The organism is Affinirhizobium capsici (assembly GCF_977018625.1).
The window spans coordinates 762,179-785,953 of record NZ_CDRNXD010000004.1 but is presented as its reverse complement, the minus strand read 5'-3'; the positions used below and the strand labels follow the sequence as shown (position 1 = coordinate 785,953).

Genomic DNA, 23,775 nt, shown 5'->3' with positions numbered 1-23,775 from the left:
TCTTACGTCGGCCGCACCCCAGTCAGCGCGCGACCTTCCCGGGCAAGCCGCTGCGCCTCGTGAAACGCCTGCGGTTGCCAAAGCTGAAAATGATCCGACCGCCCCACGAAAGTGACTTCCGTGGTAATTCCGGTGAAGCTGCGGATAAAATCCGTCACCATCAACCGGCCTTCCTGGTCGAGCCGCATGTAGACGCCGCCGCCGTGAACAAGCAGCGACATCTGATTTGCCTCCGGCGAAAAAGGATCGACGCTGGCGATCTGCCGCTCGTACCGCTCGAGCAACTCGGGACCGCCGACGCTGATCGCCGGAAATACCAGATCCTGGAGACAATAAAGCTCCTGGATATCCCTTTGCGCCAAGACAGATCGAAACAACGCAGGAACGGAAACCCGCCCCTTCGTATCGATCTTGTTCGTCGCATTGGACAAGAAGCGGTTCATAACGCCAAACATCCGCTCCCATGACGCGTGAGACGATTACACGCCCCACTTCAAACGCATCCACAGACACAACCCAGCCGTTAAGGCACGAAGTTCTCTGCCCGCGACCTTCCGAAGAAGGCGACCCGTTTCTGTCCGATAATTGGGCAAGAATTTGCCCCTTCGCAGTGTGGGTTTGGGATATCATGGGACCCTATGGGCGTCAATGGGAAGTGGCTCCACGGCAGAACCACAACGCCAAATATTTATAAGCCGTTAAGTTTAACAAAGGGTTAGCAAAGGCGGTTTCGCTCCACCTGTCTTTCGTCAAGTCAAAAGACCACCCCGTTCTCTTAAGCCATTGTAAGTTCATGCATAAGGTGGAGTTTCGTATCGCCATACCAAGGCGAGCTACGCAACCTGAAAGAGTATGTGCGCATAAATACGCCGCACCAACCTGTGTGGCAGCAGGCAAGACAGCCTCTGTTTCGAAACCGCCCCAGGATTGAAATCAAGAAGAAAATGTAATTGCCAGTTGGCCTGTAAGCCGGGTTCTGTATGGCTCCGGTTTCCCGGAACGTGGCAGCCATTCATCTGGGACAGCACTTGCGCACTGCCTCCTGCAACCCACCCGGATGACTGGCCCAGAAACAGGCTGTGGCTGCGTTTTCACGCGACCCGCGTCATCCCTATTCGGTCTTGCTCCCGGTGGGGTTTACCTTGCCAGCTCTGTTGCCAGAACTGCGGTGGGCTCTTACCCCACCCTTTCACCCTTACCCCGCCACCTCTTGCGTTCTCAAAGAGCGCAACAAAAGGCGGGGCGGTTTTCTTTCTGTGGCACTATCCCTGGGGTCACCCCCGCCGGACGTTATCCGGCACCGTGTTTCCGTGGAGCCCGGACTTTCCTCACCCTACCGCCTTTCAGCATTGGTAAAGCGCGGCTGCCCGGCCAACTGGCAGCGCCTCCTTAGACGGTTTGCCAATCTGACGCCACAGCTTTATTGCACCTACTCAAGCAAATTCGGCAGCGAAGCTGACAGGATAGCCCTCATCACTCAATGAGCCATTCAGCAGCAATTGAGCACCAAGCCGCCCAATCTCATCGGAGCTTTTTGCCGCGGCACCACATCCACCAGTGACAACGGCAATGGCGGCATCATGGCTTTTGGCAATGAACGGATAGCCAGTCGCTGTCTGGGCAACGACGCAAGCAGCCATGCTGGCTTTTTCGGCGTTAATCTTCGGCACCAATTGCCTAACAATGTCCACATGATGGTCACGCACACTGGATCTGCCGCACGATTGGAACCATCGGATCATCTCATCCCTGGTTTTCACACGCAGATCATCGGGGTCTCCGCCGATCTTCAGGTATAGCTTGCCGTCCGGGTAGCGAACCGGAGGCAGCAGATAAATATGCTTCTTCACATCGCGCGGCTGGTAGATGAGAGATGGCATATTGGTAAATTCCGCCGCCTCATCATCCGGCACCTCAAAGAAGGTTACGGTTCGTGCATGAACTGACATCTGAACCGATCGCGCCAACAGATTCTCCGCAATGGAAAAACCGCCCGCAGCAAGCAGCACCTGCTCGGCGCGATACTCCTCGCCTTGATCCGTTCGAACCACCACATGCACGCCCTCTCGACGTATGGAGTGAACAGATTCGTTTACGAGCTTTGCGCCTTGATTTTCAGCAAGAACGGATTGCGCAGCCACGAGGCCTCGGGGATTGATGTGACCCGCATTTTTCGGTTCAAACACGCCTTCGCTTTCGGTCTCGAACCCAAAATAACTGAAGCGGTCAGCCAAAGCTTCATTGCCCAAAAGTTCCGTTTGAACGCCAAGCTGACCTGCCGCGCTCAGGATACCGTCGATATAGGGATCACCGCTTGCACGCTTTGGCCCCACCATGAGGCACCCCACCTCTTTGTAGAATGGAAAGCCGCTTTCACGTTCAATGTCAGCGTAACGAGCGATGGAACGATTGGCGAGCAGCGCCCAGACCGGATCAGGATCAATCGTTCGCGTAATGCGCGCCTCATCGTAATGGCTGGCGAAGACACCTTGGTGGGTAACTTTATCCTTCGGCTCATCAGGGCCGATCAGCGCGACGCCGTCACTGGCTTGCGAGAGGTATTTGGCAGCGGCAGAACCCATCATTCCACGGCCAACGACAATGAATTTGAAAACATGAGACACTGCAAAAATCGCCTGTTCTATAACGTATCGCGATCTGTCGGCTTCGCGCTTACGTTTTAAGTCCTGATCTTAAATGTCGTTTGAGCATACCGCGTACAGTCTCGCGCGGCATGCTTTCATCAAGCTTCATCAGTGCCTTGAAAACGTGGCAACTCTGCCAGAAGCCTGTGCAATGTTTCGATGGTCGACATGTCGGCCACGCCATCGACTTTCTCCGGTCGGAAATGACGTTGAAAGGCTTCAACAACCCCTTCAGTCTTTTCACAAAATTCACCGCTGATATTAACGCCGTAACCGTACAGCGCCAACATGCCTTGCAGCGCCTCTATCGGCTGGCCCTGCTCGCCTCGTTGAAAAAAGCGACCGCTACGTATGGGGCTTGGCATTACCCAATGTCCAACGCCCGCCTCGTGCAGTTTTTGCCAGGGAAAGCGCTCACCCGGATCGACCTTGCGCTTCGGCGCGATGTCGGAATGAGCAAGCACCCTCTCCGACCTGATCTGCCACCGCGTCGCGCAATCGCGGCACAGCGCTATCACGGCCTCGATTTGCTCTGATGGATAATCCGGCAGGCCGCCGGGATGACCGGCATTTGCAATTTCAATGCCGATGGAGCGTGAATTGATATCCGTTTCCCCGCGCCAACTGCTTTTGCCCGCGTGCCAGGCGCGCCGCTCTTCGGGTACGAGTTGGACAACGCGTCCATCAGGCCAGACGAAATAATGGCTTGAGACTTCGCTCTGGATATTCTTAAGCCAGGAAAGCGCCTGCCCATGATCCGGCATGCCGGTGTAGTGCAGGATAATCATATCCGGCGCATCGCAATCCTTGCGCTCGCCATGGTTTGGGGACGGCTCAACCCGCGCTCCCGCATAATCAGGCACCAGTTTCATGCTGCTTTGCGTTCTCTTTCAATCGCTGCATAAGCTGCATTTAACGCGGCCATCCGCTCATTGGCGGCAGCATGAAGCGCTTCCGGCACGCCGCGCGCGATCAGCTTGTCAGGGTGATGCTCGGCCACCAGCTTGCGATAACGTCTGCGAATTTCCGAGAAATCATCCTCAGGCGAAACGCCAAGAACGAGGTACGGGTTGCCGCCCTCCATCTCGATATGTCGCGCCATGATCCGGCGGAAATGGTCTTCATCAATGCGGAAGATTTCAGCAATTCGGGCAAGGAAAGCCAGTTCCTTCTCATGCACCATCCCATCTGCTTTGGCGATGTGGAACAGGCCATCAATGACGTTTTCCAGCATGGGGCAATTGCATTCCCCAGAACCGCAGAGGCTTGCGAGCTTTTCCGCATATGCTTCGTAACCCGCAACATCCTGACGCGCCAGATTGTAGAGACGCGCTACGTTACGCGCTTCTTCCTCAGGAAAGTCGAAGATCTGCCGGAAAGCCTCGACTTCGGAGGCAACCACCGCACCATCGGCCTTCGCCATCTTTGCGGAAAGAGCAATGATAGCTACGGAGAAGGATACCTGCCGACGCGTTTCTGGATCACCCTCAAAGAGAGTGCGAATAGCTTCGACCACGCGGGAAAGCGCATTATGCGCGGCATCGCCCACGCTGCTGAGCAGGCGGTCCCAAAGCGAAGTCAGCTGAAGGCATGCAAAATCGAAAATCATGACTCACCTGACCAAATTAAATCGCCGTTGGCAAGCTACACTGGGCGCGTGCTCGATTAATCTTTCGTCATTTTACGTGACGAAGATTCGCTCGGATCTGCAAGGGCTAAGTCGTGTCATCCCAAATCGTTCCTGAACGGCTTGCCCACAATTGCCATTCACTTTGCGCAATCCGAGACAAAACCTCCGAGTAATTTGAACCGATTGAATAGAGTAGTTCAGCGAAATATCGGATTTTCTTGAGAAATTCACTTTACAGGCGCGGCGCGGTGTCGCATCCATTCGCGGATTTTACGCAATGTGCACAACAGGTGCAAAGGAGGTTCGATGGCCAAACAGAAGGTTGCGATGCTGACGGCGGGCGGATTGGCCCCATGTCTTTCCTCTGCCGTAGGAGGATTAATCGAGCGTTACAGCGACATCGCCCCCGAAATTGAGCTTGTTGCCTATCGTTCCGGCTATCAGGGGTTGCTTCTGTCTGATCGCATCGAGATCAATTCCGATATGCGTGAACGTGCGCATCTGCTTCATCGTTACGGTGGCTCGCCAATCGGCAACAGCCGCGTAAAGCTGACCAACACGGCAGACTGCGTGAAGCGCGGGTTGATCAAGGAAGGCCAGAATGCGCTGCAAGTTGCGGCTGAACGCCTGGCTTCCGATGGCATCACGATACTCCACACCATCGGTGGGGACGATACCAACACGACGGCTGCCGATCTCGCTGCCTATCTGGGTGCAAACGGCTACGATCTCACTGTCGTCGGTCTTCCAAAGACTGTCGATAATGATGTGGTTCCCATTCGTCAGTCACTTGGCGCATGGACTGCGGCTGAAGTGGGCGCGCATTTCTTCGATCACGTCAGCAATGAACAGAGCGCTGCGCCGCGCACGCTGGTGATCCATGAAGTCATGGGCCGTCACTGCGGCTGGCTGACGGCAGCAACTGCACGGGCTTATATTCAGGACACGAAGCACAACGAATATGTCGAAGGCTTCATGATGAACACCCAGATGAAAAACATCGACGGGCTTTACCTGCCCGAGATGGCTTTCGATCTGGAAGCGGAGGCAGAGCGTCTGCGCGCCGTCATGGATAAATGTGGCTATGTGACGCTGTTCGTTTCCGAAGGCGCTGGGCTCGACACAATTGTTACAGAGCGTGAAGCGGCAGGCGAGACCATCAAGCGCGATGCCTTTGGCCACGTGAAGATCGATACCATCAACGTTGGAAACTGGTTCCAGAAACATTTTGCAACCCTTCTGAAGGCAGAACGTTCGATGGTGCAGAAATCGGGTTATTATGCTCGTTCAGCACCTGCGAACGGGGATGATCTGCGCCTGATCCAAAGCATGGTTGATCTGGCTGTCGAGAGTGCCCTCAATAAGGTCTCCGGCGTGACCGGGCATGACGAGGACCAGAATGGGAAATTGCGCACGATCGAATTCCCGCGTATCAAGGGGGGTAAACACTTCGATCTATCGGCTGGCTGGTTCAAGGATACGATGGATTACATCGGACAGTCCTTCCGTCCCGCCTGATCGAAGACAATTCTTCACAGCTTCACCGGAGAGAATGATCTTCTCCGGTTCGGGAGAGACACATGAGCACTGAGACCATGCTGATCACCGCAGCCTTGTCCCTGCTCACTTTCCTGCTGCCTTCAGCAGCAGGACATTCCCTTCGAGATTATTGCAATGCGCGCGGGAAAACCCGCGCGCTTTTGCTTTTACCTGGCCTCTGGCTTGGCTATCTCATCGCATGCGGCACAGCGTTCAGTGCGCTGCTATTTCTTCGCATAGGTCTGCCCGCCATGCAGCAGACACTTTCCTGGATCGGGATGGCGTTTTTTTTCATTTACGTGCTGCGAACGCAGGCGCAGCGTTTGAGATTACGCATAGCAGATAACGACAATCTGGCTCAAAACGGAACAGTTCGCGCAGTCATCCATATGGCGCAACGAGCTATCCGGCCAGCGCTCATTATTGCGCTCTGCGCCGTCCTTCTCCAGGTGGTTGATTCGCGTTCTTCCGGGGGCGAGTTGGTTCGAAACCTGCTGCCGTCCATGGGTTTCGCCGCTTTCATAGCGCCTATTTTGCAGGTTATTTTTTCGTCACGCTCTGTGCTCAAGGCCAAGGCGTTTCGCAAGCAAATTCAAGCTTCGCGAAAGCCTCCTACGCGATTTATCGCCAGCAGAGCGGTAACGGCTGGTTATCGCAGAATTGCGGCATGAAATCTTTGGCGCTTGCCGCAATTGTGAACTTACGTTAATGGATGTGGCTGTGCGGTCCTGGACCGGCGGGCGGAAACATTCATCTTCATGAAAGTGAGACGATGGCGATAACCCGATTGATCGGTTCGAATGCGGTCATGGCGGCTGCGATTTGCGGAGCGGTATCTGGCTGCTCTAGCGTTCAAACAGCATCCAATACGCCTGCCAAGGCGAATGTCGCATCGGTTCAGCCCCAAAACGGGACGAGCGCTGCTACAACTGAGGTGGCTTCCACAGAAGCGGGCGGCGCTGCCGCAAAAACGGGCCGTCTAGCCGGTGCCGCATCTCCTGAAATGGCCGCCGTCCCAGGTCCGGTCGCGGTCCCTGTCGGCTCTGTCACGCAAGTGGCTGAAAAAGGTGGACGCGTTCATACCCTGGCTCTACCCACAGGTAGCTCCGCAATCCGCGCACAGAATGATGCAGTCATTGCGTCTCTGGCGGGCAAGGAGCAACCGGCAGCTCCGGGAACGCAGACACCAGCGCTTGCTGTCGCATCCACGGCTATCGATAAGAATGCCGGTCTTCAGGCGATCAACATGGCCACGGCAACGTCCAAGGCCGCAGCACCGGCCATAGCACCTTCGGCTTTGGCCGCACCTGGCACGGCGCAGACGGCGGCTTTGCCGCAGGAAATGGCCGCCGCCTACACAGCAATACCAACGCCACGTCCGCGCATAGCACCGACTGCCACATCCAATATGGTGGCCTATGCCGGTCCCGCGAAGCCTGTTTCGGCCATGTCAGGCGATTTCTTTCCGCCAGCACCTGGCGCACCTTTGCCTGATACGGCGTCCATGAGCTCGCCTACGTTGAACAAGCTGATCAAGCGGTATGCCGGTCTTTATGGCGTACCTGAATCGCTGGTTCATCGTGTGGTTCACCGCGAAAGCAAATATGATCCGCAGGCCTACAACAAGCGCGGTTTCTTCGGCCTCATGCAGATCAAATATTCCACAGCCAAATCCATGGGCTATACCGGCACGCCGGAAGGTTTGCTGGATGCCGAGACCAACCTCAAATACGCGATCAAGTATCTGCGCGGCGCTTGGCTCGTGGCCGATAATGAGCCTGAAAATGCCGTTAAGCTTTATGCTCGTGGCTACTATTACGACGCCAAACGCAAGGACATGCTGGACGTTATCAGCCAGTAACGATATTTGCCTTGAAGGTTACAAGCAAAGCCCGCCCATTGGCGGGCTTTCTTTTGTCGTCATTTTGCAGCGTTCACAACAGCCTCAATAAGCTTCGTCGGTCGGTATTTCAGCTTGGAAGGCGTAAGCCCCATACGCACGATGACAATCCCCTTGGACGGTATAACGGCGACGCTCTGGCCATCGTGCCCTTCCAACTGGAAGCTTCCGGCTGGCAGGTCGAGGTTCATGTTCTTCGGCAACCAAGTCTGAAGTTTGGAGTAGCGTCCACCGGAGGTGGCATTCGCCTCGCCCATTTGCCCAACGAATCCTTCGGGCAACAGGCGTTGGCCGTTCCAAACCCCATCTTGCACCAGGAATAGACCGATCCGTGCCCAGTCTCTTGCGGAGGCATACATATAAGAACCACCCACCAAGGTATTGCGAGCATCGGTTTCGATCGTAGCGGAACGCATGCCCAAAGGCGCGAAGAGTGCCGTTTGGGGGTAAGTCACGGCCTGCGCATTATTCCCGAGCTTTTGCATCCAGACGCGGCTGAGGAGAACGGCGCTGCCAGTGGAATAATGAAAGCTTTTTCCCGGCGGGTGCGCTGCGGGCTGTCCTGCCACATATCCAGCCATATCCGGCTCCAGAAACAGCATACGAGTGACATCATCCACCGTTCCGTAGTCTTCATTGAAAGTCAGACCGTCCTCCATGGCCAGCAGATCCCGAAGCCGGATGGTGGAGCGCGGGTCGTTCTGCCAGGAAGTGACCAGATGGTCATCATTCAGAGAGAGCTTGCCATCCCGCAACAACGTGCCGATCAACATCGCGTTTACTGTTTTGGTCATCGACCAACCCAGAAGCGGCGTCGCAGCGGAAAAGCCCTCCCCGTAACGTTCTGCGATCAGGTGCCCATCTTTTACCACGACAATGGCACGAACATTTGGACCGGCCAAATCGTCTTTTCCGATTAAGGATTGGATGGAAGGATCGAGGATAGCGGCCTCGCCTTCCGGCCAAGGTTTCGAGGCATCGAAGGCAGCAACCGGTTGATCTATAGCGGCCAAGGACGGTGGAGTAGACCCATCATCACCAAGCAGCGTACAGCCATAACCGGGGCGCAACACAGCCGTCCGTTTGGCGATGCCTCCCAGCAAACCTGCGGTAACCCGGTGCTGCGCGTCGTCCACATGAAGCTTCATATATTTGAGCAAAGGATGCCCCGGAGCCTGCACGTCATCCGCCAGCACCTTTTGCGCATCCCGGTTTGCAAGAAAGACATTGGAGCAAACAATCTTGGCGGCATAGCCGCTGGCCACCCGCAGCAATTCCGGCGGCGCCGCATAAAGCCAAGTGGGAATTGCCACGAGGGCAGCAATGACAATTGCCAGCACAAGCTTCATCAAACGCTTCAACCAACGCATTCTAACCTCTCCGTTTAGGCGGGCATGCAAGCAGCATTTGCTTTCTGTGGGAAGAACCAATCGAAATTTGGTCACCGGTTTCAGCGTCATGAAACTGTAGCAGGCGGCGGCTACAGCCTCTGAAGCTCCAGAAATGGCGGGGATTCGTCTATGGCTGAAATTGCATCGGAAGCTGGCTTCCTTCGAAACGGCAAACTCAAGACAGCGCTGCTTCAACACCAGAGCTTTTCCAGCAGCTGGCTATCCGAGCGGTTATTCGGCCTGCTGTTTTCCGGGCTTGTCTATCCGCAGATATGGGAAGACCCACAGGTGGATATGGATGCCATGGACCTCTCGACCGGGCATCACATCGTGTGCATCGGCTCGGGTGGTTGCAACATGCTGGCCTATCTCTCACGCTCTCCCACTTCCATCGACGTCGTGGATCTTAACCCTCACCACATAGCGCTGAACAAGCTGAAGCTGGCCGCCTTCCAGGCCCTGCCCTCCCACGAGGAGGTCGTGCGTTTCCTGGCACAGGAGCAGGAAAGCAGCAACAGCAACACCTTCAAGCACTCTATTGCTCCAACTTTGGATCCCGTGACGCGTGCCTATTGGCAGAAGCGCGGACTTTCCGGGCGTCAGCGTATTACGGTCTTCAATCGCAATATCTATCGCACAGGCTTGCTTGGCCGCTTCATCACAATGGGTCATATCCTGGCCCGGCTCCATGGCGTGCGCCTGTCTGATCTATCTCGGGCGCGGTCTTTGCGCGAACAGCGGCAGTTCTTCGATACCCGCATAGCGCCACTGTTCGATAAGCCTTTGATCCGTTGGCTCACCAGTCGCAAAAGCTCACTTTTCGGGCTTGGTATTCCGCCGCAACAATATGATGAACTGGCAAGCCTTGCCACAGATGGTTCCATTGCGCCCGTTCTGCGGCAGAGATTGGAAAAGCTGGCCTGCCATTTCCCGCTGAAGGAGAACCCGTTCGCCTGGCAGGCTTTCATGCGGCGATACCCAAGGCCCCATGAAGGTGTACTGCCTGCCTATCTCAGCCGCGAGCATTATGACGCTATTCGCACTTCCGCTGATCGCGTGCAGGTTCACCATGCGACATTTACGGAGCTCTTGGCAGGCAAGTCCGCTGGTACAGTGGATCGCTACGTGCTGCTCGACGCACAGGACTGGATGAACGACCAGCAACTGAATGAGTTGTGGAGCGAAGTAACCCGCACCGCTGCGCCAGGCGCTCGCGTCATATTCAGAACCGCTGCGGAAAAGAGCATCATCGAAGGGCGCATCTCTTCCGCCTTGCGGGAGCAGTGGATCTATCTTCAGCCGCGTTCGGAAGAGCTGAACCTGCAGGATCGTTCCGCGATCTACGGCGGCTTCCACATCTATGAGAAGCGCGGATGAGCCGGATAGAAGCACTCGAACATGCAGAGCGCATGGATCGTATGTATCGCTACCAGCGGCACATTTATGATTTTACTCGCAAATACTATCTGCTTGGGCGCGATAAGGCGATTGCCGATTTGCAACTTCGCCCCGGACAGTCGATTCTGGAAGTTGGATGCGGCACGGGTCGTAATCTTTTGCTTGCCCACAAGCACTATCCCCAAGCCGCGCTTTATGGTCTCGATATTTCGGCGCAGATGCTTGAAAGCACGCGCAGAAACTTCTCTGGCACATCTGCCAAGGTTGAATTGCGCGTAGCCGACGCAACAGGCTTTCTTGCCAGTGATTTTGCTGTTGCAGGCTTTGATCGCATTCTCATTTCCTATGCACTTTCCATGATTCCCGGCTGGACAGGTGCCATTGATGCATCGCTCGCCGCGTTGTCGCCTGGAGGTTCACTGCATGTCGTGGATTTCGGCCAGCAGGAAGAGTTGCCGAAATGGTTCAGGGCTTTGCTACAAGGCTGGCTTGCCCGCTTTCATGTGACCCCGCGCGCGGATCTGGAAGAGGTTTTGAAACAGAAGGCAGCCATGTCAGGTTATGAACTGACCTTCCAGCGGCATTACTGCGGCTATGCCTGGCGGGCTATCCTTCGTAAGCCTTTGCATGCATACGCTACTTGAACCACGATTTTCGCTTGCTCTAACGGATTATTTACGACGTTATGGTTAACGTTGAAGTTACCGCCTTGCATGGCCTGCAAGCCGTTTCCTCACGCTAACTTAACGGGATCTGCATGCCTCGCCTTCTCGCCGCATTGATTGCCACCTGCATGCTGATCAGCGGATGCACGTCCACGAGTTTCGACCTCATGGAAACTGCCTCCATCCGCAAGCCGAAGTTTCAGGATACGGACCCGCAGGACTTTGGCCCCAACCATCCGGATCGCCATGAAATTCACGGCATCGATGTATCGAAGTGGAATGGCAATATCGATTGGATGACGGTTCGCAAATCGGGGATTGCCTTTGTGTTCATCAAGGCAACCGAAGGCAAGGATATGATTGATCCGACCTTCGATGCGAACTGGCGAAATGCCATGGCAGCAGGCATTCCCTACGCCCCCTATCATTTCTACTATTTCTGCTCGACTGCAGATGAGCAGGCGGATTGGTTCATCCAGAACGTGCCAAAAAGCGCGTCGCGCCTGCCGCCGGTCATCGATGTGGAGTGGAACCACTCCTCCAAGACTTGCAAGGCAAAGCCGGATGCAGAAACAGTGCGCTCCGAAATGAAGCGCTTTATGGATCGTCTTGAGGCCTATTACGGCAAGCGGCCAATCGTTTATACCTCGGTAGATTTCCACCGGGACAATCTGGTCGGCCACTTCCCGGATTATCATTTCTGGGTCCGATCGGTCGCCGCTCATCCGCAAAAAATATATGAATCCCGTCGCTGGGCTTTCTGGCAATATACGTCCACCGGCATCGTCCCCGGCATCAAAGGCGGTACGGATATCAACGTTTTTGCTGGCTCCAGGAAGAACTGGCAGCAGTGGCTGGCGTCCGTATCGAAACCCGCAGCAGATACAAGTGTCGTTGCTGCGAACTGATTCTCGCAGAGAGGTTTGGTTTGGCTTGCATCTTTGCCTGTGAACTGGTGTAACGCAGCCATTCTTAACGCCTCCATTCGGCCATCATGAATTGCTGAATGACCCTGTCTGTCCGTCAAAGGATTACCGGATGTCTGCTGCCCTTCTGCGCCGTGTCGCGCTTGCCCTCGCCTTGCCTACGCTTCTCAGCTCAACCGCACTTGCCCAACAGCCAGCACCCGCTGCGCCCGCGCCTGCCACGCCCGCCGTGGCGTGTGGCGGCGGTCTGGCTGAGTTTCTGGCTGGTGTTAAAGCGGAAGCCATTTCCAAAGGTGTACCAGCGGCTGCTGCCGACAAGGCGCTGGAAGGCGCGCAGATAGACCAGAAGGTACTGTCACGCGACCGCGCGCAAGGCGTATTTCGCCAAACCTTCCTTGAGTTTTCCCAGCGCACTGTCAGCCAGGCGCGCCTGGATATCGGCCGCCAGAAGTTGAAGCAGTTGGCGCCTGTCTTTGAACGGGTAGAAAAGGAATTTGGCGTTGCTCCAGGCGTCGTCACTGCCTTTTGGGCCATGGAAACAGATTTTGGCGCTGTGCAAGGCGATTTCAATACGCGCAATGCGCTGGTGACGCTTTCTCATGATTGCCGCAGGCCAGAAATCTTTCGCAAGCAGCTGATTGCCCTCACCGAGATGGTGCAGCACGGCGATCTCGACCCTGCCACCAACACGGGCGCATGGGCGGGTGAAATTGGCCAGGTACAAATGCTGCCTGCGGATATCATCGAATATGGCACCGATGGCGACGGCGACGGCCATATCAATGTGAAGACAAGCTCGGCGGATGCGGTTCTCACCGCCGCGGCCTTCATCAAGGGGATGGGCTTTCAGGCAGGTCAACCCTGGCTTCAGGAAGTTGAACTTCCAGAGAATCTCCCGTGGGAAAAGTCTGGCCTTGGCAATGAGATGCCCGCCTCAGAATGGTTCGCTCTCGGAGTGAAGCCGCGCGACGGCGAGACCAAGTTCGGAAACTTGCCTGCTGCCCTGGTACTGCCGCAGGGCCGTAAAGGCCCAGCCTTCCTCACCTACCCGAACTTTGGCGTGTATTTGAAGTGGAACCAGTCCTTCATCTACACCACTTCGGCAGCCTACTTCGCCACCCGCCTTTCTGGCGCGCCCCCTTATGCCAAGGGCATGCCAGAGCCAGGCCTGGATGACGTTGGCATGAAAGCCTTGCAGACAAAGCTTGAAGCCCATGGGCATAACGTCGGCAAGATCGACGGCATCCTTGGCTCAGGCACGCGCGTTGCCGTTCAAAAGGAACAGAAGCGGTTGGGAATGGCTGCCGATGGTTGGCCAACCCAGGCGCTTCTTGATGCGCTCTGAGCATTTTTTCCTTCCCAAAAAAGCGCGGTGAGAGCCGCGCTTTTTAATGAACTTGTGTAGTGAATATTTATGAAATGGGTCGCTGCAACGCAGCAATTCATCACAAAATATAACAGTTATTAACAAGGCTCAGCAGAAAATTCATCTTCTGTTCATCTTGATTGTAAACCATTAAAATTGATGGAATTCAGATACTTACATAGGTATTACCGCTAAAGTGAGCATGGCTCACGCTGCAGCGCAGCACATTTATGGACTTTCCAATAATGTTTAAATGCCCCACATTCTCCTTGTCAACGCAAGGAGGCAGACATGGGACGAACACATTCCTTTAATGTCCTTCTCGTCGGTGCAGCGTTCGTATTCGTCGCATCCATGCTGTTCATTTAAACAGTGATAGGGTTCACGCGACGGAAGGCACCGGGAGCCGATGCGCAGTCAAGACTCCGTCATATGCCTTAGAAGTTTCCATCAATGGCCCAATCCGTAGACACGGATTGGGTCTTTATCTGCATTTCAAACAATAGCACGCTCGACCGTGCGTTCGGCTGCCGCGGGCTCTCTTCCAAGACGGGCCAAGGTTGCAGCAACCAGTGGCGTCCGGTTCATCGTATAAAGGTGAAACTCATGGAACCCACGGCGAATGAGATCCTCAATTTGCTCTGCTGCTAGGTCCGCAGCCACTTTGGCGCGATCATCCGGCTTGTCGTCCAAGCCTTCAAAGCGTTCATCAAGAAAAGAAGGGATAACAGCGCCGCAACGTCCGGCGAAACGCTTGAGCTGCGTCAAGTTTTGGATCGGCATGATGCCCGGTATCACAGGTATTTTGATGCCCGCAGCCCGAACTTTTTCCATATACCGGTCAAAGGTTTCGTTATCGAAAAAGAACTGGGTTAGTGCACGGTCAGCGCCAGCATCCGCTTTTCGCTTCAGCATTTCGATATCGGCGGCCGCATCGCGGCTCTCTGGATGTTTTTCCGGATAGGCTGAAACGGAAATTTCGAACCCACCCTCTTCCTTCAAGGCAGCCACCAGTTCCGCCGCATTGGCATATCCATGCGGATGCGGCACATAGGCCGTGCCGATGCCACTGGACGGGTCACCCCTCAGCGCGACGATGTGGCGTACGCCGAGTGCGCGAAGCTCCCGGATGACATCATGCGTCTCATCACGGTCAGCATCAACGCAAGTCAGATGCGAGGCGGTCGGCATGTTGGTCTGAGAAATCAGCCGCTCGACAGTCGCAAAGGTTGGGCGTTTGGTCGTACCGCCAGCGCCATAGGTTACAGAAACGAAATCTGGCTGGTAACGGCCAAGCTCGTCAACCGTCTGCCAAAGCTGCTCCTCCATCTCAGGAGACTTGGGCGGAAAGAACTCAAACGAGATACGAAATGGCTCTTTGGCGGCGGACGGGTTGGTCATGAAACGGCTTCCGTAATCAGTGTGTCATGTAATATGCGCTGGTCGGCCAAGTTCGCTTGGGCTGGCGCTCGTGCAACCCAGATGGAGACGGTCAGGGAGGGAGAGCCCTTCGAACCTGCCGGTTTGAGATCGAGAAGGTTCTCCACATTAAGACCCGCCTTTTCCAGCCAGTCCTGAACGGTTTGATGGGAGAAGCCGAGCCGCACATGTGCATGCTCTTCCCGCAAATAATCAAGGCTGTGGGGAGCGAGATCAACGATGATCAGGCGCCCATCCGGCCGCAGAACGCGGGCCGCCTCATATACAGCGCGCTCGGGCTGGTCGAGGAAATGCAGCACCTGATGGATTGTCACCAGATCGAAGTCACCCGCCTCTGCCGGGATATTGAAAATATCGCCGTGGCGCACGGAAGCTTTGAGGATGCCGGCGCGATCCAGATTAGCGCGGGCAACAGACAGCATGTCGCGGCTGGCATCAATGCCCACTGCACGGCGATAGAGCGATTGAAACTGTTGCAAGATCCAGCCAGTGCCGGTGCCCAGGTCCAGCAGGGAGTCGATTCCTTCGCTTCCAATTAAACCGCTTAGCGCCTTTTCCACCTGCTCGTCACTGACGTGTAGGCGGCGAAGCTCGTCCCACTCTGCTGCATTCCGACTAAAATAGGCCTGCGCTCTCTCTGCGCGGTTTTTCTTCACCTCGGAAAGACGCTCGCCATCTTTAACAAGAACGGGATCGGATTGATCCGTCGCGGCCAGTAACTGGCGAACGAGAGTGGAGGCATCTCCTTCCCGTTGAAGACGGAAGAAGGCCCAAGCCCCTTCCTGGTAACGCTCAATGAGCCCCTCTTCAGACAGCAATTTGAGGTGACGGGAAATACGTGGCTGGGATTGCCCAAGAATGTCAGTCAGATCGCTCACAGTCAGATCGCCGGCGGAAAGCAGCATGAGCAGACGAAAACGGGTGGTTTCACCCGCTGTCTTCAAAACATCCACCAGCTTATCGAGAACCAGCGTCATCCGCGCATCCATCACAATCAAGATATAAAGATATCTTTATGTGATGGAAATGCACTTGGCAAGGCTTAAATCATCTTCATCATGGCTGACACATGAAAACGCCGCCCTAAGGGCGGCGCCGCAATCGTAAAGGTCGGTAACGATCAGCGCGTCAGGCGCTTGTAGGTCACGCGCTTCGGGTTGACCGAGTCAGCACCGAGACGGCGTATCTTGTCCTGTTCGTAGTCTTCAAAGTTGCCTTCGAACCATTCAACGTGGCTATCGCCTTCAAATGCCAGAATATGCGTCGCAAGACGGTCCAGGAACATGCGATCGTGGCTGATGATAACAGCGCAGCCAGCGAAGTTTTCCAGCGCGTCTTCAAGCGCACCCAGAGTTTCGGTATCCAAGTCGTTTGTCGGTTCGTCAAGCAGCAGAACGTTGCCGCCAGCTTTCAGCATCTTGGCCAGGTGTACGCGGTTACGCTGACCACCAGAGAGATTGCCGACCTTCTGCTGCTGATCGCCGCCCTTGAAGTTGAACGCACCGCAATAGGCGCGGGAGTTCATCTCGTATTTGCCGAGCTTGATGATGTCGTTGCCGCCGGAAATTTCTTCCCAGACATTCTTGGAACCATCGAGAGAATCGCGGCTCTGGTCCACGTAACCAAGATGCACAGTGTCACCGATACGAATATCACCTGAATCCGGCTTTTCCTGCCCGGTGATCATGCGGAAGAGCGTCGATTTACCGGCACCGTTCGGACCGATCACACCCACAATACCGCCAGGGGGGAGTTTGAAGGAGAGGTTCTCGAACAACACGCGGCCATCATAAGCCTTGCTGATGTTTTCGGCTTCAATCACCACGTTGCCGAGGCGCTCGCCAACCGGAATGATGATCTGCGCTTCGCCTGGACGACGGTTTTCAGCCGCAGCGACCAGTTCATCATAGGCCCGGATACGCGCCTTCGATTTTGCCTGACGTGCCTTCGGCGATGAAGCAATCCATTCCTGCTCGCGTGAAAGTGCCTTCTGGCGGCTGCCTTCTTCGCGCTCTTCCTGTGCAAGACGCTTGGCCTTGGCCTGGAGGTAGGCGGAATAGTTGCCTTCGTAAGGAATGCCACGACCGCGATCGAGTTCAAGGATCCAGCCCGTCACGTTGTCGAGGAAGTAACGGTCGTGAGTGACCATCAGAATGGCACCTGGATATTCGCGCAGGTGCTTTTCAAGCCAGGCAATGGTCTCGGCATCGAGGTGGTTGGTCGGCTCATCGAGCAGCAGCAGGTCGGGCTTGCGCAGCAAAAGCTGGCAGAGCGCAACGCGGCGACGCTCACCGCCGGAAAGGTTATCGACAGCGGAATCGCCGGGCGGGCAGCGCAGCGCATCCATGGCCATCTCAACCTGGCTTTCCAGATCCCACAGGTTCTGGCTATCGATGATGTCCTGAAGCTTTGCGCCCTCCTCCGCCGTTTCGTCGGAATAGTTCATCATCAATTCGTTGTAGCGATTTAGGATCGCAGTCTTGTCAGCAACGCCTTCCATGACATTTTCGAAAACAGTCTTGGTAGGATCGAGCTGCGGCTCCTGCGGCAGATAGCCAAGCGTTGCGCCATCAGCCAGCCATGCCTCGCCGGTCCATTCCTTGTCCAGACCAGCCATGATTTTCAGGACGGTCGATTTACCGGCACCGTTTGGACCCAGAATACCGATCTTGGCGTCCGGGTAGAAAGACAAATGGATGTTCTCAAGAATCTTCTTGTTGCCGTAAGCCTTGTTCAGACCGGCCATGTGATAAATGAATTGACGTGCCATAGGGACAATTGCTCCGGCGTCGAATGGGAAAGTTGCCGCTATTTAGGCGAATCCACCGTTCGGGGCAACCATCAAACCCTATCGAAACTTTGTGTGATCAATACGAACAACCTTAAGCTAGCAGTTCGTGACGTGGCGCCCCATGGAGGCCGTTGCAAATTGGAGTCAGTCACGTCACTAGTTTCGTTGGTTTAGGGTTTGCGGGAGGAAGTATGTTTTCGACAGTCGAGGAACTGCAGAGCCCAACGGGCGCGACACTTGCTCTTCGCCATCAGCCTGCGCTGGAAGCGCCCAAAGCGATTCTGCAAATCTGCCACGGATTGGCTGAGCATTCTGCTCGCTATTCGGGCTTTGCCTCCTTCATGGCGGCGAATGGCTATGAAGTTTATGCCCATGATCATCGTGGCCATGGCCTGACAAAGGCACCAGATGCGGTGCAGGGTCGCTTTGCGGAACGCGGAGGCGTCGAGAAAGTATTGGCGGATGTCAAAGCCGTGGCCGATCACGCGCAGAGCAGGCATCCTGGCTTACCAATCCTTCTTTTCGGCCACTCCATGGGCGGGCTGATTGCCCTCAATGCTGCGGTGGATCAGCCTCGCCAATATTCTGCTGTTGCCATATGGAATTCAAACTTCGCCGTCGGTGCGCTTGGGCGCGTGGCACAGGTTGTGCTGAAAACAGAAAGGGCGCTCAAGGGCTCAGATGTTCCAAGCCTCATCCTGCCAAAGCTGACCTTCGAGACCTGGGGCCGCTCCATGCCGAATTTCAAAAGTCAGGCGGATTGGCTCAGTCGCGATCGCAGTGAGGTTGAGGCTTATGAGCGGGATCCACTCTGCGGATTCGATATCAGCATCTCCATGTGGCTGGATGTATTCGCCCTCACCTTTCGTGGCACGGAAAGCGAGAGACTTTCGCGCCTGCCGAAGGCGCTCCCCTTTCATCTTGTCGGCGGCGGGGAAGATCCGGCAACGGACAAAGCGAAAGCCACGGCCTGGCTCTCCCGCCGGCTGGTGCAGGCCGGTCTGTCCAACGTTCACAAGCGCATATACCCCGAAATGCGGCATGAAACTCTGAATGAGATTGGCCGGGAAGGTGCGATGGAAGAGTTTCTCCAATGGGCGGACGGTGTTGTCGCCTCGCAGGGCTCTTAACGTGCTGGAATAGCGCCATGATTTTAATTCACGTGCCGAGCGCTGGATGCACCGCTAAGAAATAGCCTGGCGGAACACCAGCAGGATGGGGCATCATGAAAGACGAGAGCGGCAAACAGGCTCCCTTGAAGGGCATCAAGGTTATTGAGCTTGCACGGGTTCTGGCGGGTCCGTGGGCGGGACAGATGCTGGCGGATTTGGGGGCCGACGTCATCAAAGTTGAAAACCCGAACGGCGGCGATGATACCCGCGCCTGGGGCCCTCCCTTCGTGGAGAGTAACGAGGGAGAAAACCTCTCCGCCGCTTATTACCACTCTACCAACCGTGGCAAGCGCTCCGTCGCGGTGGATTTCAGCAGCCTTGAAGGCCAGGGCATTGTCCGCAAGCTGGTGGAAGACGCTGATGTCGTTATCGAGAACTTCAAGCTTGGCGGGCTGAAGAAATACGGCCTGGATTACGAGAGCCTTCGGGCCATCAATCCACGTCTGGTGTACTGCTCCATCACCGGCTTCGGACAGAACGGGCCTTATGCGCAGCTCGCAGGTTATGATTACATCGTGCAAGGCATGTCCGGCTTCATGTCCATTACCGGCGCGCCGGATGGCGAGCCGATGAAGGCAGGCGTTGCGATTGCCGATATCTTCACCGGCATCTATGCCGTTACCGCCATTCAGGCAGCCCTCATCCACGTCATGCGCACAGGCCAGGGCCAGCATGTGGATATGGCGCTTCTCGATGTCATGTCAGCCGTTTTGGCTAATCAGAACATGAACTACCTGATTTCCGGCCAGTCCCCTGTCCGGCTGGGCAATGCACACCCGAATATCAGCCCTTATGAAGTGGTACCAACAGCGGATGGCCACCTCATTCTGGCGGTTGGCAATGATGGTCAGTTCGCACGCCTCTGCAAAATTCTAGGCCTTGACGCTGTTGTGCAAGACCCGCGCTATGCCACCAACAAGGCCCGCGTGGCGAACCGGGTAGAAGTCCGCGCCATCGTCACAGAACAGACGACAAAGTGGACAAAGGCAGACCTGCTCGCCGCCTGCGGCGAAAATGCCGTACCCGCTGGCCCCATCAATGCCATCCATGAAATGTTTGATGACCCACAGGTCAAAGCGCGTGAACTGCGCATTGATCTTGAGGCTGAAGATGGCACGATCATTCCCGGTGTCCGCACACCCATCGTGCTGTCCGAAACACCGCTTACCTATCATAGACCGAGCCCGGCTTTGGGGCAGCACACAGATGAAGTTCTCGCCGAGCTTGAGGCGCGGGATCAGAAGAGGAAAGAGGCATGAAAACCGGCGGCCAACTGATTGTTGAAGCCCTCAAGGCGAATGGCGTAAAGCGCGTGTCCTGCGTACCGGGAGAAAGCTATCTCGCCGTTCTCGATGCGCTTTATGAAAGCGGCATCGATGTGCTGGTATGCCGCCAGGAAGGTGGCGCTGCGATGATGGCCGATAGCTGGGGCCGCCTGACGGGGGAACCCGGAATTTGCATGGTCACACGCGGCCCGGGTGCCACCAATGCCGCGGCAGGCTTGCATGTCGCCATGCAGGATTCCATCCCAATGATCCTGTTCATCGGCCAGGTTCAGCGCGATGCACGCGAGCGCGAAGCTTTCCAGGAAGTCGAGTATCGCCGTGCGTTTACGGAATTTGCAAAATGGGTTGGAGAAATTGATGACGCCCGCCGCATTCCCGAATTCGTCACCCGTGCCTTTGCCGTCGCCACCTCTGGCCGCCCCGGCCCTGTGGTGTTGACGCTGCCTGAGGATATGCTGCGCGATGCGGTGGAGGCAGTGGATGCCAAGCCTTACACACCGGTGGAAAGCCATCCCGGTGTGGGGCAGGTCAAAGCCTTTGAACAAATGCTGCGCGAAGCACAGCGTCCCATGTTCATTCTCGGCGGCACACGCTGGAGCGAGAAAGCCGTGGACGATTTCCGCGCCTTCGCGGAAAAGTTCCGCATTCCGGTGGGCTGCTCATTCCGTCGCCAGATGCTGTTCGATCACATGCACACCTGCTACGCGGGCGACGTCGGCATTGGCATTAATCCAGCCCTTGCCAAGGAAATCAAGGATTCTGACCTGATCGTCCTCCTGGGTGCGCGCATGTCGGAAATGCCATCCTCCGGCTATACGCTGCTTGATATTCCCTATCCTTCACAAAAGCTGATCCACATTTATCCAGACCCGGAAGAGCTTGGCCGCATCTACCGTCCCGATCTTGCCATCGTTGCAGCACCGGCAGAATTCGTTGAAGCGATTGCCGATCTTGAGCCACCTGCCCTGCCTATCTGGGCCGAACGCAGCGCCGCCATGCACGATGCCTATTTGCGCTGGTCCACGCCGCCCGAAACCGGCCCCGGCGATGTGCAGATGGGACCGATCATGAACTGGATCGAAGAAAACGTTCCTCAGGATGCCATCTTCACCAATGGCGCAGGCAATTACGCGACCTGGGTGCACCGCTTTCATCGCTTCCGGGCTTACAACACGCAGTCTGCACCAACATCCGGCTCCATGGGTTATGGCCTGCCAGCAGCAGTTGCCGCCAAGCAATTGTTTCCGCAGCGTGAGGTGATCTGCTTTGCAGGCGACGGTTGTTTCATGATGCACGGTCAGGAGTTCATCACCGCCGTGCGCTATGGCCTGCCTATCATCACCGTGCTGGTGAACAACGGCACCTATGGCACCATCCGCATGCATCAGGAGCGTGATTATCCGGGACGCGTCAGCGGCACCGACCTGGTGAACCCGGATTTCGTGGCCTTCGCCGCCGCCTATGGCGGCCACGGGGAGCGCGTATCTAAAACGGAAGAATTCGGCCCCGCCTTCGAGCGCGCCCGTGCATCTGGGAAACCCGCAATCATCGAAGTCATGTTGTCGCCAGAAGCTATCACCCCGACGCGCACGCTAACGCAGATTCGCGAAAAGGCTTAACTGATGAACGAAGGCTGCGGCTTCTGCAAAGCCACAGCCTATCCCGCTAGTTATCGCTCGGTACCCGGGCGATAACCTTGATCTCGAAATCAAAGCCTGCCAGCCAGTTCACGCCCACTGCGGTCCAGTTGGGGTATGGCTTGGTCGGAAACACCTCTTGTTTGACCGACATAATGGTCGGGAACTCTTTTTCCGGGTCGGTGTGGAACGTCGTGACATCCACAATATCCTCCATCGTGCAGCCACCCGCTTTCAGGGTGTTTTCCAAATTGGCGAAGGCCTGGCGCACTTGCGCTTCAAACTCAGGCTCAGGTGTACCATCGCCGCGGCTGCCGACCTGCCCTGAGACAAACAATAGATCACCTGAACGGATTGCCGCGGAATAGCCGTGCTCTTCATAAAGCGCATGCCTATCTTCAGGAAAAATAGCTTCACGTTTCATCATCTTGGTCTCCTTGCCGTAGAATGCATTTTCAGATACGTATCGTATGTGAAAACCTAATCACATACGATACGTATGTCAATTCAAATACGCTTCGTATGTGAAGGAGATGGAAATGGCCGTAACGCGTGCGGAAAAAGCGGAAGAAAACCGTAAGAAATTACTAGCCGCAGGCAGAAAAGCATTTGCGGAAAAAGGCTATTCCGACGCCTCAATGGATGAATTGACCGCTGAAGCTGGCCTTACCCGTGGCGCCCTTTATCACAGCTTTGGTGATAAGCGCGGCCTTTTGGCTGCTGTCGTGGACCAGATTGATTCCGAGATGGCGGAAAAAGCGAGACAGAGCGCCGCATCCGCAAAAACAGCCTGGGACGCGATGCTGCTGGAGGCTACGGCTTATATCCAGATGGCTTTGGAGCCAGAAGTTCAACAGATCGTCTTGCGTGATGGGCCGGCCATTTTGGGAGATCCATCGCGCTGGCCGAGCCAGAGCAGCTGCTTGAAAGCCACTCTACAGACTGTGGAAGGCCTCATCTGCGACGGTATCCTCCGTCCCATGAATGCCGAGGCTGCTTCACGCCTTCTCAGCGGCGCGGCCCTCAACGCCGCGATGTGGGTTGCCGCCAAGGACAATCCTGAAGAAGCGCTACCGCAAGCCATTGAGGCATTCCAGGCACTGGCTGAAGGGCTGCTAGCCAAACAATAGCAACGCCCTCATCAAAAAGCCCGCCGGATCAACACGATCCGACGGGCTCTTAATCAATCTGTAAGGCGATGATTAGATCGCCGCGGTCACGATGAACTCGACCTTGTAATCGCGCGTGGCAAGCGGGGCTCCGCTCGTGGCGCGCGCTGGCGGGTTTGCCGGATCGATCCAGGCTTCCCAGACAGCATTCATTTCCGCAAAAGTGGACATATCGGAAAGGTAGATGATGGTCTGGAGGATCTTGGACTTGTCCGAGCCGGCCAGCGCCAGCAGGCGATCAACCTCTGCCAGGGCAGACTTGGACTGTTCCGTAACAGTCGTGCCTTCGCCAACCTGACCAGCAAGGTAAACGGTGTTGCCATGGACAACGGCACCGCTCATGCGCTTGCCCGGTTCGATACGCTTAATGCTCATGGAAAATCTCCCCAATGAATTGAGCTTCAGGAAATAGATGAAATCAAAGGATCAGCCGCGCAGATGCAGGCTCTTCTCATAAATGGCCGTTGACCGGGCACCAGAGCGGCAATAGCCAAGCATCGGACGCGGAAAATCATCCAGCGCATCCACCATGCCACGTACTGCCTCGGCATCCACGCCCATACGACCGACTGGAACGTACGCGATTTCAAGCCCCAACTCCTTGGCGCGGGCGGAAACCTCAGCAAAGCTCGGCTGGCCTGGCTCTTCCTCATCCGGTCTGTTGCAGACGATGGATTTGAAACCCATGGCCTTGATGTCATCGAGATCGGCGGGCGTAATCTGCCCCGTGACGGAATATTCGTCGTTGATCTGGCGGATATCCATAGTTCGGCCTCCGGCTCTGAAAAATCGAGGAGTTCCAATTACGACGGGGCGGCAG

At 55.8% G+C, this 23,775-nt stretch carries 22 protein-coding genes and 1 other RNA gene; 11 read left to right on the top strand and 12 right to left on the bottom strand.

Annotated elements, in window-relative coordinates; genetic code table 11:
• Nucleotides 1-2: 2 nt before the first annotated feature.
• The 5 genes from mraZ to AC0JZ1_RS07160 all read right to left on the bottom strand — a co-directional run bounded on the left by mraZ (nucleotide 3) and on the right by AC0JZ1_RS07160 (nucleotide 4,254).
• Nucleotides 3-443, bottom strand: a complete 441-nt coding sequence (gene mraZ / locus AC0JZ1_RS07180) for a division/cell wall cluster transcriptional repressor MraZ (protein ID WP_471881731.1) — start codon at nucleotides 441-443, stop codon at nucleotides 3-5.
• A gap of 506 nt (nucleotides 444-949) precedes the next feature.
• Nucleotides 950-1,379, bottom strand: an RNA gene (gene rnpB, locus AC0JZ1_RS07175) — RNase P RNA component class A.
• Between the two features lie 54 nt (nucleotides 1,380-1,433).
• Complete coding sequence (locus AC0JZ1_RS07170) at nucleotides 1,434-2,624, bottom strand: NAD(P)/FAD-dependent oxidoreductase (RefSeq protein WP_471881730.1); 1,191 nt, start codon at nucleotides 2,622-2,624, stop codon at nucleotides 1,434-1,436.
• 119 nt (nucleotides 2,625-2,743) lie between these two features.
• Nucleotides 2,744-3,517, bottom strand: coding sequence for an N-acetylmuramoyl-L-alanine amidase (locus tag AC0JZ1_RS07165; RefSeq protein ID WP_471881729.1), 774 nt, complete (start codon nucleotides 3,515-3,517; stop codon nucleotides 2,744-2,746).
• Nucleotides 3,514-4,254 (bottom strand): tellurite resistance TerB family protein, encoded by a 741-nt coding sequence (locus AC0JZ1_RS07160; protein ID WP_471881728.1) that lies wholly within the window; start codon nucleotides 4,252-4,254, stop codon nucleotides 3,514-3,516. The genes AC0JZ1_RS07165 and AC0JZ1_RS07160 overlap by 4 nt, the downstream gene beginning before the upstream one ends.
• Nucleotides 4,255-4,581: 327 nt before the next feature.
• Here AC0JZ1_RS07160 and AC0JZ1_RS07155 point away from each other — a divergent pair, with 327 nt between their 5' ends.
• The 3 genes from AC0JZ1_RS07155 (at nucleotide 4,582) to AC0JZ1_RS07145 (ending at nucleotide 7,675) form a co-directional block, all read left to right on the top strand.
• The gene (locus AC0JZ1_RS07155; RefSeq protein ID WP_471881727.1) at nucleotides 4,582-5,793 is read left to right on the top strand and encodes a pyrophosphate--fructose-6-phosphate 1-phosphotransferase; all 1,212 of its coding nucleotides are present in this window, start codon (nucleotides 4,582-4,584) and stop codon (nucleotides 5,791-5,793) included.
• Nucleotides 5,794-5,855: 62 nt separating this feature from the next.
• A complete protein-coding gene (locus AC0JZ1_RS07150; RefSeq protein ID WP_471881726.1) occupies nucleotides 5,856-6,485 on the top strand; it encodes a hypothetical protein in 630 nt (209 codons plus the stop codon).
• Between the two features lie 101 nt (nucleotides 6,486-6,586).
• On the top strand, nucleotides 6,587-7,675 hold the full coding sequence (locus AC0JZ1_RS07145; protein ID WP_471881725.1) for a transglycosylase SLT domain-containing protein: 1,089 nt from the start codon (nucleotides 6,587-6,589) through the stop codon (nucleotides 7,673-7,675).
• Nucleotides 7,676-7,734: 59 nt separating this feature from the next.
• Here the strand turns inward: AC0JZ1_RS07145 and AC0JZ1_RS07140 are convergent, their stop codons facing one another.
• On the bottom strand, nucleotides 7,735-9,084 hold the full coding sequence (locus tag AC0JZ1_RS07140; protein ID WP_471881724.1) for a serine hydrolase domain-containing protein: 1,350 nt from the start codon (nucleotides 9,082-9,084) through the stop codon (nucleotides 7,735-7,737).
• A gap of 150 nt (nucleotides 9,085-9,234) precedes the next feature.
• Between AC0JZ1_RS07140 and AC0JZ1_RS07135 the strand changes: the two genes are divergently transcribed.
• The 4 genes from AC0JZ1_RS07135 (at nucleotide 9,235) to AC0JZ1_RS07120 (ending at nucleotide 13,439) form a co-directional block, all read left to right on the top strand.
• Nucleotides 9,235-10,482: a BtaA family protein gene (locus tag AC0JZ1_RS07135; protein ID WP_471881723.1), complete on the top strand. Its 1,248-nt coding sequence runs from the start codon at nucleotides 9,235-9,237 to the stop codon at nucleotides 10,480-10,482.
• Nucleotides 10,479-11,147 carry a class I SAM-dependent methyltransferase gene (locus AC0JZ1_RS07130; RefSeq protein WP_471881722.1) on the top strand — a complete coding sequence of 223 codons (669 nt, stop codon included), beginning with the start codon at nucleotides 10,479-10,481 and terminating at the stop codon, nucleotides 11,145-11,147. The genes AC0JZ1_RS07135 and AC0JZ1_RS07130 overlap by 4 nt, the downstream gene beginning before the upstream one ends.
• A 113-nt stretch (nucleotides 11,148-11,260) precedes the next feature.
• Nucleotides 11,261-12,076 (top strand): glycoside hydrolase family 25 protein, encoded by an 816-nt coding sequence (locus AC0JZ1_RS07125; RefSeq protein WP_471881721.1) that lies wholly within the window; start codon nucleotides 11,261-11,263, stop codon nucleotides 12,074-12,076.
• A 130-nt stretch (nucleotides 12,077-12,206) separates the two neighbouring features.
• Nucleotides 12,207-13,439, top strand: a complete 1,233-nt coding sequence (locus AC0JZ1_RS07120; RefSeq protein WP_471881720.1) for a lytic murein transglycosylase — start codon at nucleotides 12,207-12,209, stop codon at nucleotides 13,437-13,439.
• 516 nt (nucleotides 13,440-13,955) lie between these two features.
• Here the strand turns inward: AC0JZ1_RS07120 and metF are convergent.
• From metF to ettA, 3 genes are all read right to left on the bottom strand, one after another.
• Nucleotides 13,956-14,861: a methylenetetrahydrofolate reductase [NAD(P)H] gene (gene metF, locus AC0JZ1_RS07115; RefSeq protein ID WP_471881719.1), complete on the bottom strand. Its 906-nt coding sequence runs from the start codon at nucleotides 14,859-14,861 to the stop codon at nucleotides 13,956-13,958.
• Nucleotides 14,858-15,877, bottom strand: a complete 1,020-nt coding sequence (locus tag AC0JZ1_RS07110) for an ArsR/SmtB family transcription factor (protein ID WP_471881718.1) — start codon at nucleotides 15,875-15,877, stop codon at nucleotides 14,858-14,860. Before AC0JZ1_RS07110 ends, metF begins: the two co-directional genes overlap by 4 nt.
• A 143-nt stretch (nucleotides 15,878-16,020) precedes the next feature.
• Nucleotides 16,021-17,670, bottom strand: a complete 1,650-nt coding sequence (gene ettA, locus AC0JZ1_RS07105) for an energy-dependent translational throttle protein EttA (RefSeq protein ID WP_471881717.1) — start codon at nucleotides 17,668-17,670, stop codon at nucleotides 16,021-16,023.
• 212 nt (nucleotides 17,671-17,882) lie between these two features.
• On the opposite strand from ettA, the gene AC0JZ1_RS07100 reads away from it, so the two are divergent.
• The 3 genes from AC0JZ1_RS07100 (at nucleotide 17,883) to AC0JZ1_RS07090 (ending at nucleotide 21,768) form a co-directional block, all read left to right on the top strand.
• Nucleotides 17,883-18,821, top strand: coding sequence for an alpha/beta hydrolase (locus AC0JZ1_RS07100; RefSeq protein WP_471881716.1), 939 nt, complete (start codon nucleotides 17,883-17,885; stop codon nucleotides 18,819-18,821).
• Between the two features lie 95 nt (nucleotides 18,822-18,916).
• On the top strand, nucleotides 18,917-20,122 hold the full coding sequence (gene caiB, locus AC0JZ1_RS07095) for a succinate--glutarate CoA-transferase (RefSeq protein ID WP_471881715.1): 1,206 nt from the start codon (nucleotides 18,917-18,919) through the stop codon (nucleotides 20,120-20,122).
• Nucleotides 20,119-21,768, top strand: coding sequence for a thiamine pyrophosphate-binding protein (locus AC0JZ1_RS07090; RefSeq protein WP_471881714.1), 1,650 nt, complete (start codon nucleotides 20,119-20,121; stop codon nucleotides 21,766-21,768). The genes caiB and AC0JZ1_RS07090 overlap by 4 nt, the downstream gene beginning before the upstream one ends.
• A 46-nt stretch (nucleotides 21,769-21,814) precedes the next feature.
• Here the strand turns inward: AC0JZ1_RS07090 and AC0JZ1_RS07085 are convergent, their stop codons facing one another.
• Nucleotides 21,815-22,213 carry a RidA family protein gene (locus AC0JZ1_RS07085; protein WP_471881713.1) on the bottom strand — a complete coding sequence of 133 codons (399 nt, stop codon included), beginning with the start codon at nucleotides 22,211-22,213 and terminating at the stop codon, nucleotides 21,815-21,817.
• Between the two features lie 112 nt (nucleotides 22,214-22,325).
• Here AC0JZ1_RS07085 and AC0JZ1_RS07080 point away from each other — a divergent pair, with 112 nt between their 5' ends.
• Nucleotides 22,326-22,916 (top strand): TetR/AcrR family transcriptional regulator, encoded by a 591-nt coding sequence (locus AC0JZ1_RS07080; protein WP_471881712.1) that lies wholly within the window; start codon nucleotides 22,326-22,328, stop codon nucleotides 22,914-22,916.
• Between the two features lie 72 nt (nucleotides 22,917-22,988).
• On the opposite strand, the gene AC0JZ1_RS07075 is transcribed toward AC0JZ1_RS07080, so the two are convergent.
• Both AC0JZ1_RS07075 and AC0JZ1_RS07070 read right to left on the bottom strand, forming a co-directional pair.
• Nucleotides 22,989-23,330: a RidA family protein gene (locus tag AC0JZ1_RS07075; protein ID WP_471881711.1), complete on the bottom strand. Its 342-nt coding sequence runs from the start codon at nucleotides 23,328-23,330 to the stop codon at nucleotides 22,989-22,991.
• A gap of 51 nt (nucleotides 23,331-23,381) precedes the next feature.
• Entirely contained in the window at nucleotides 23,382-23,720 is a 339-nt protein-coding gene (locus AC0JZ1_RS07070) for a protein tyrosine phosphatase family protein (RefSeq protein WP_471881710.1), read from the bottom strand.
• Between the last annotated feature and the right edge of the window lie 55 nt (nucleotides 23,721-23,775).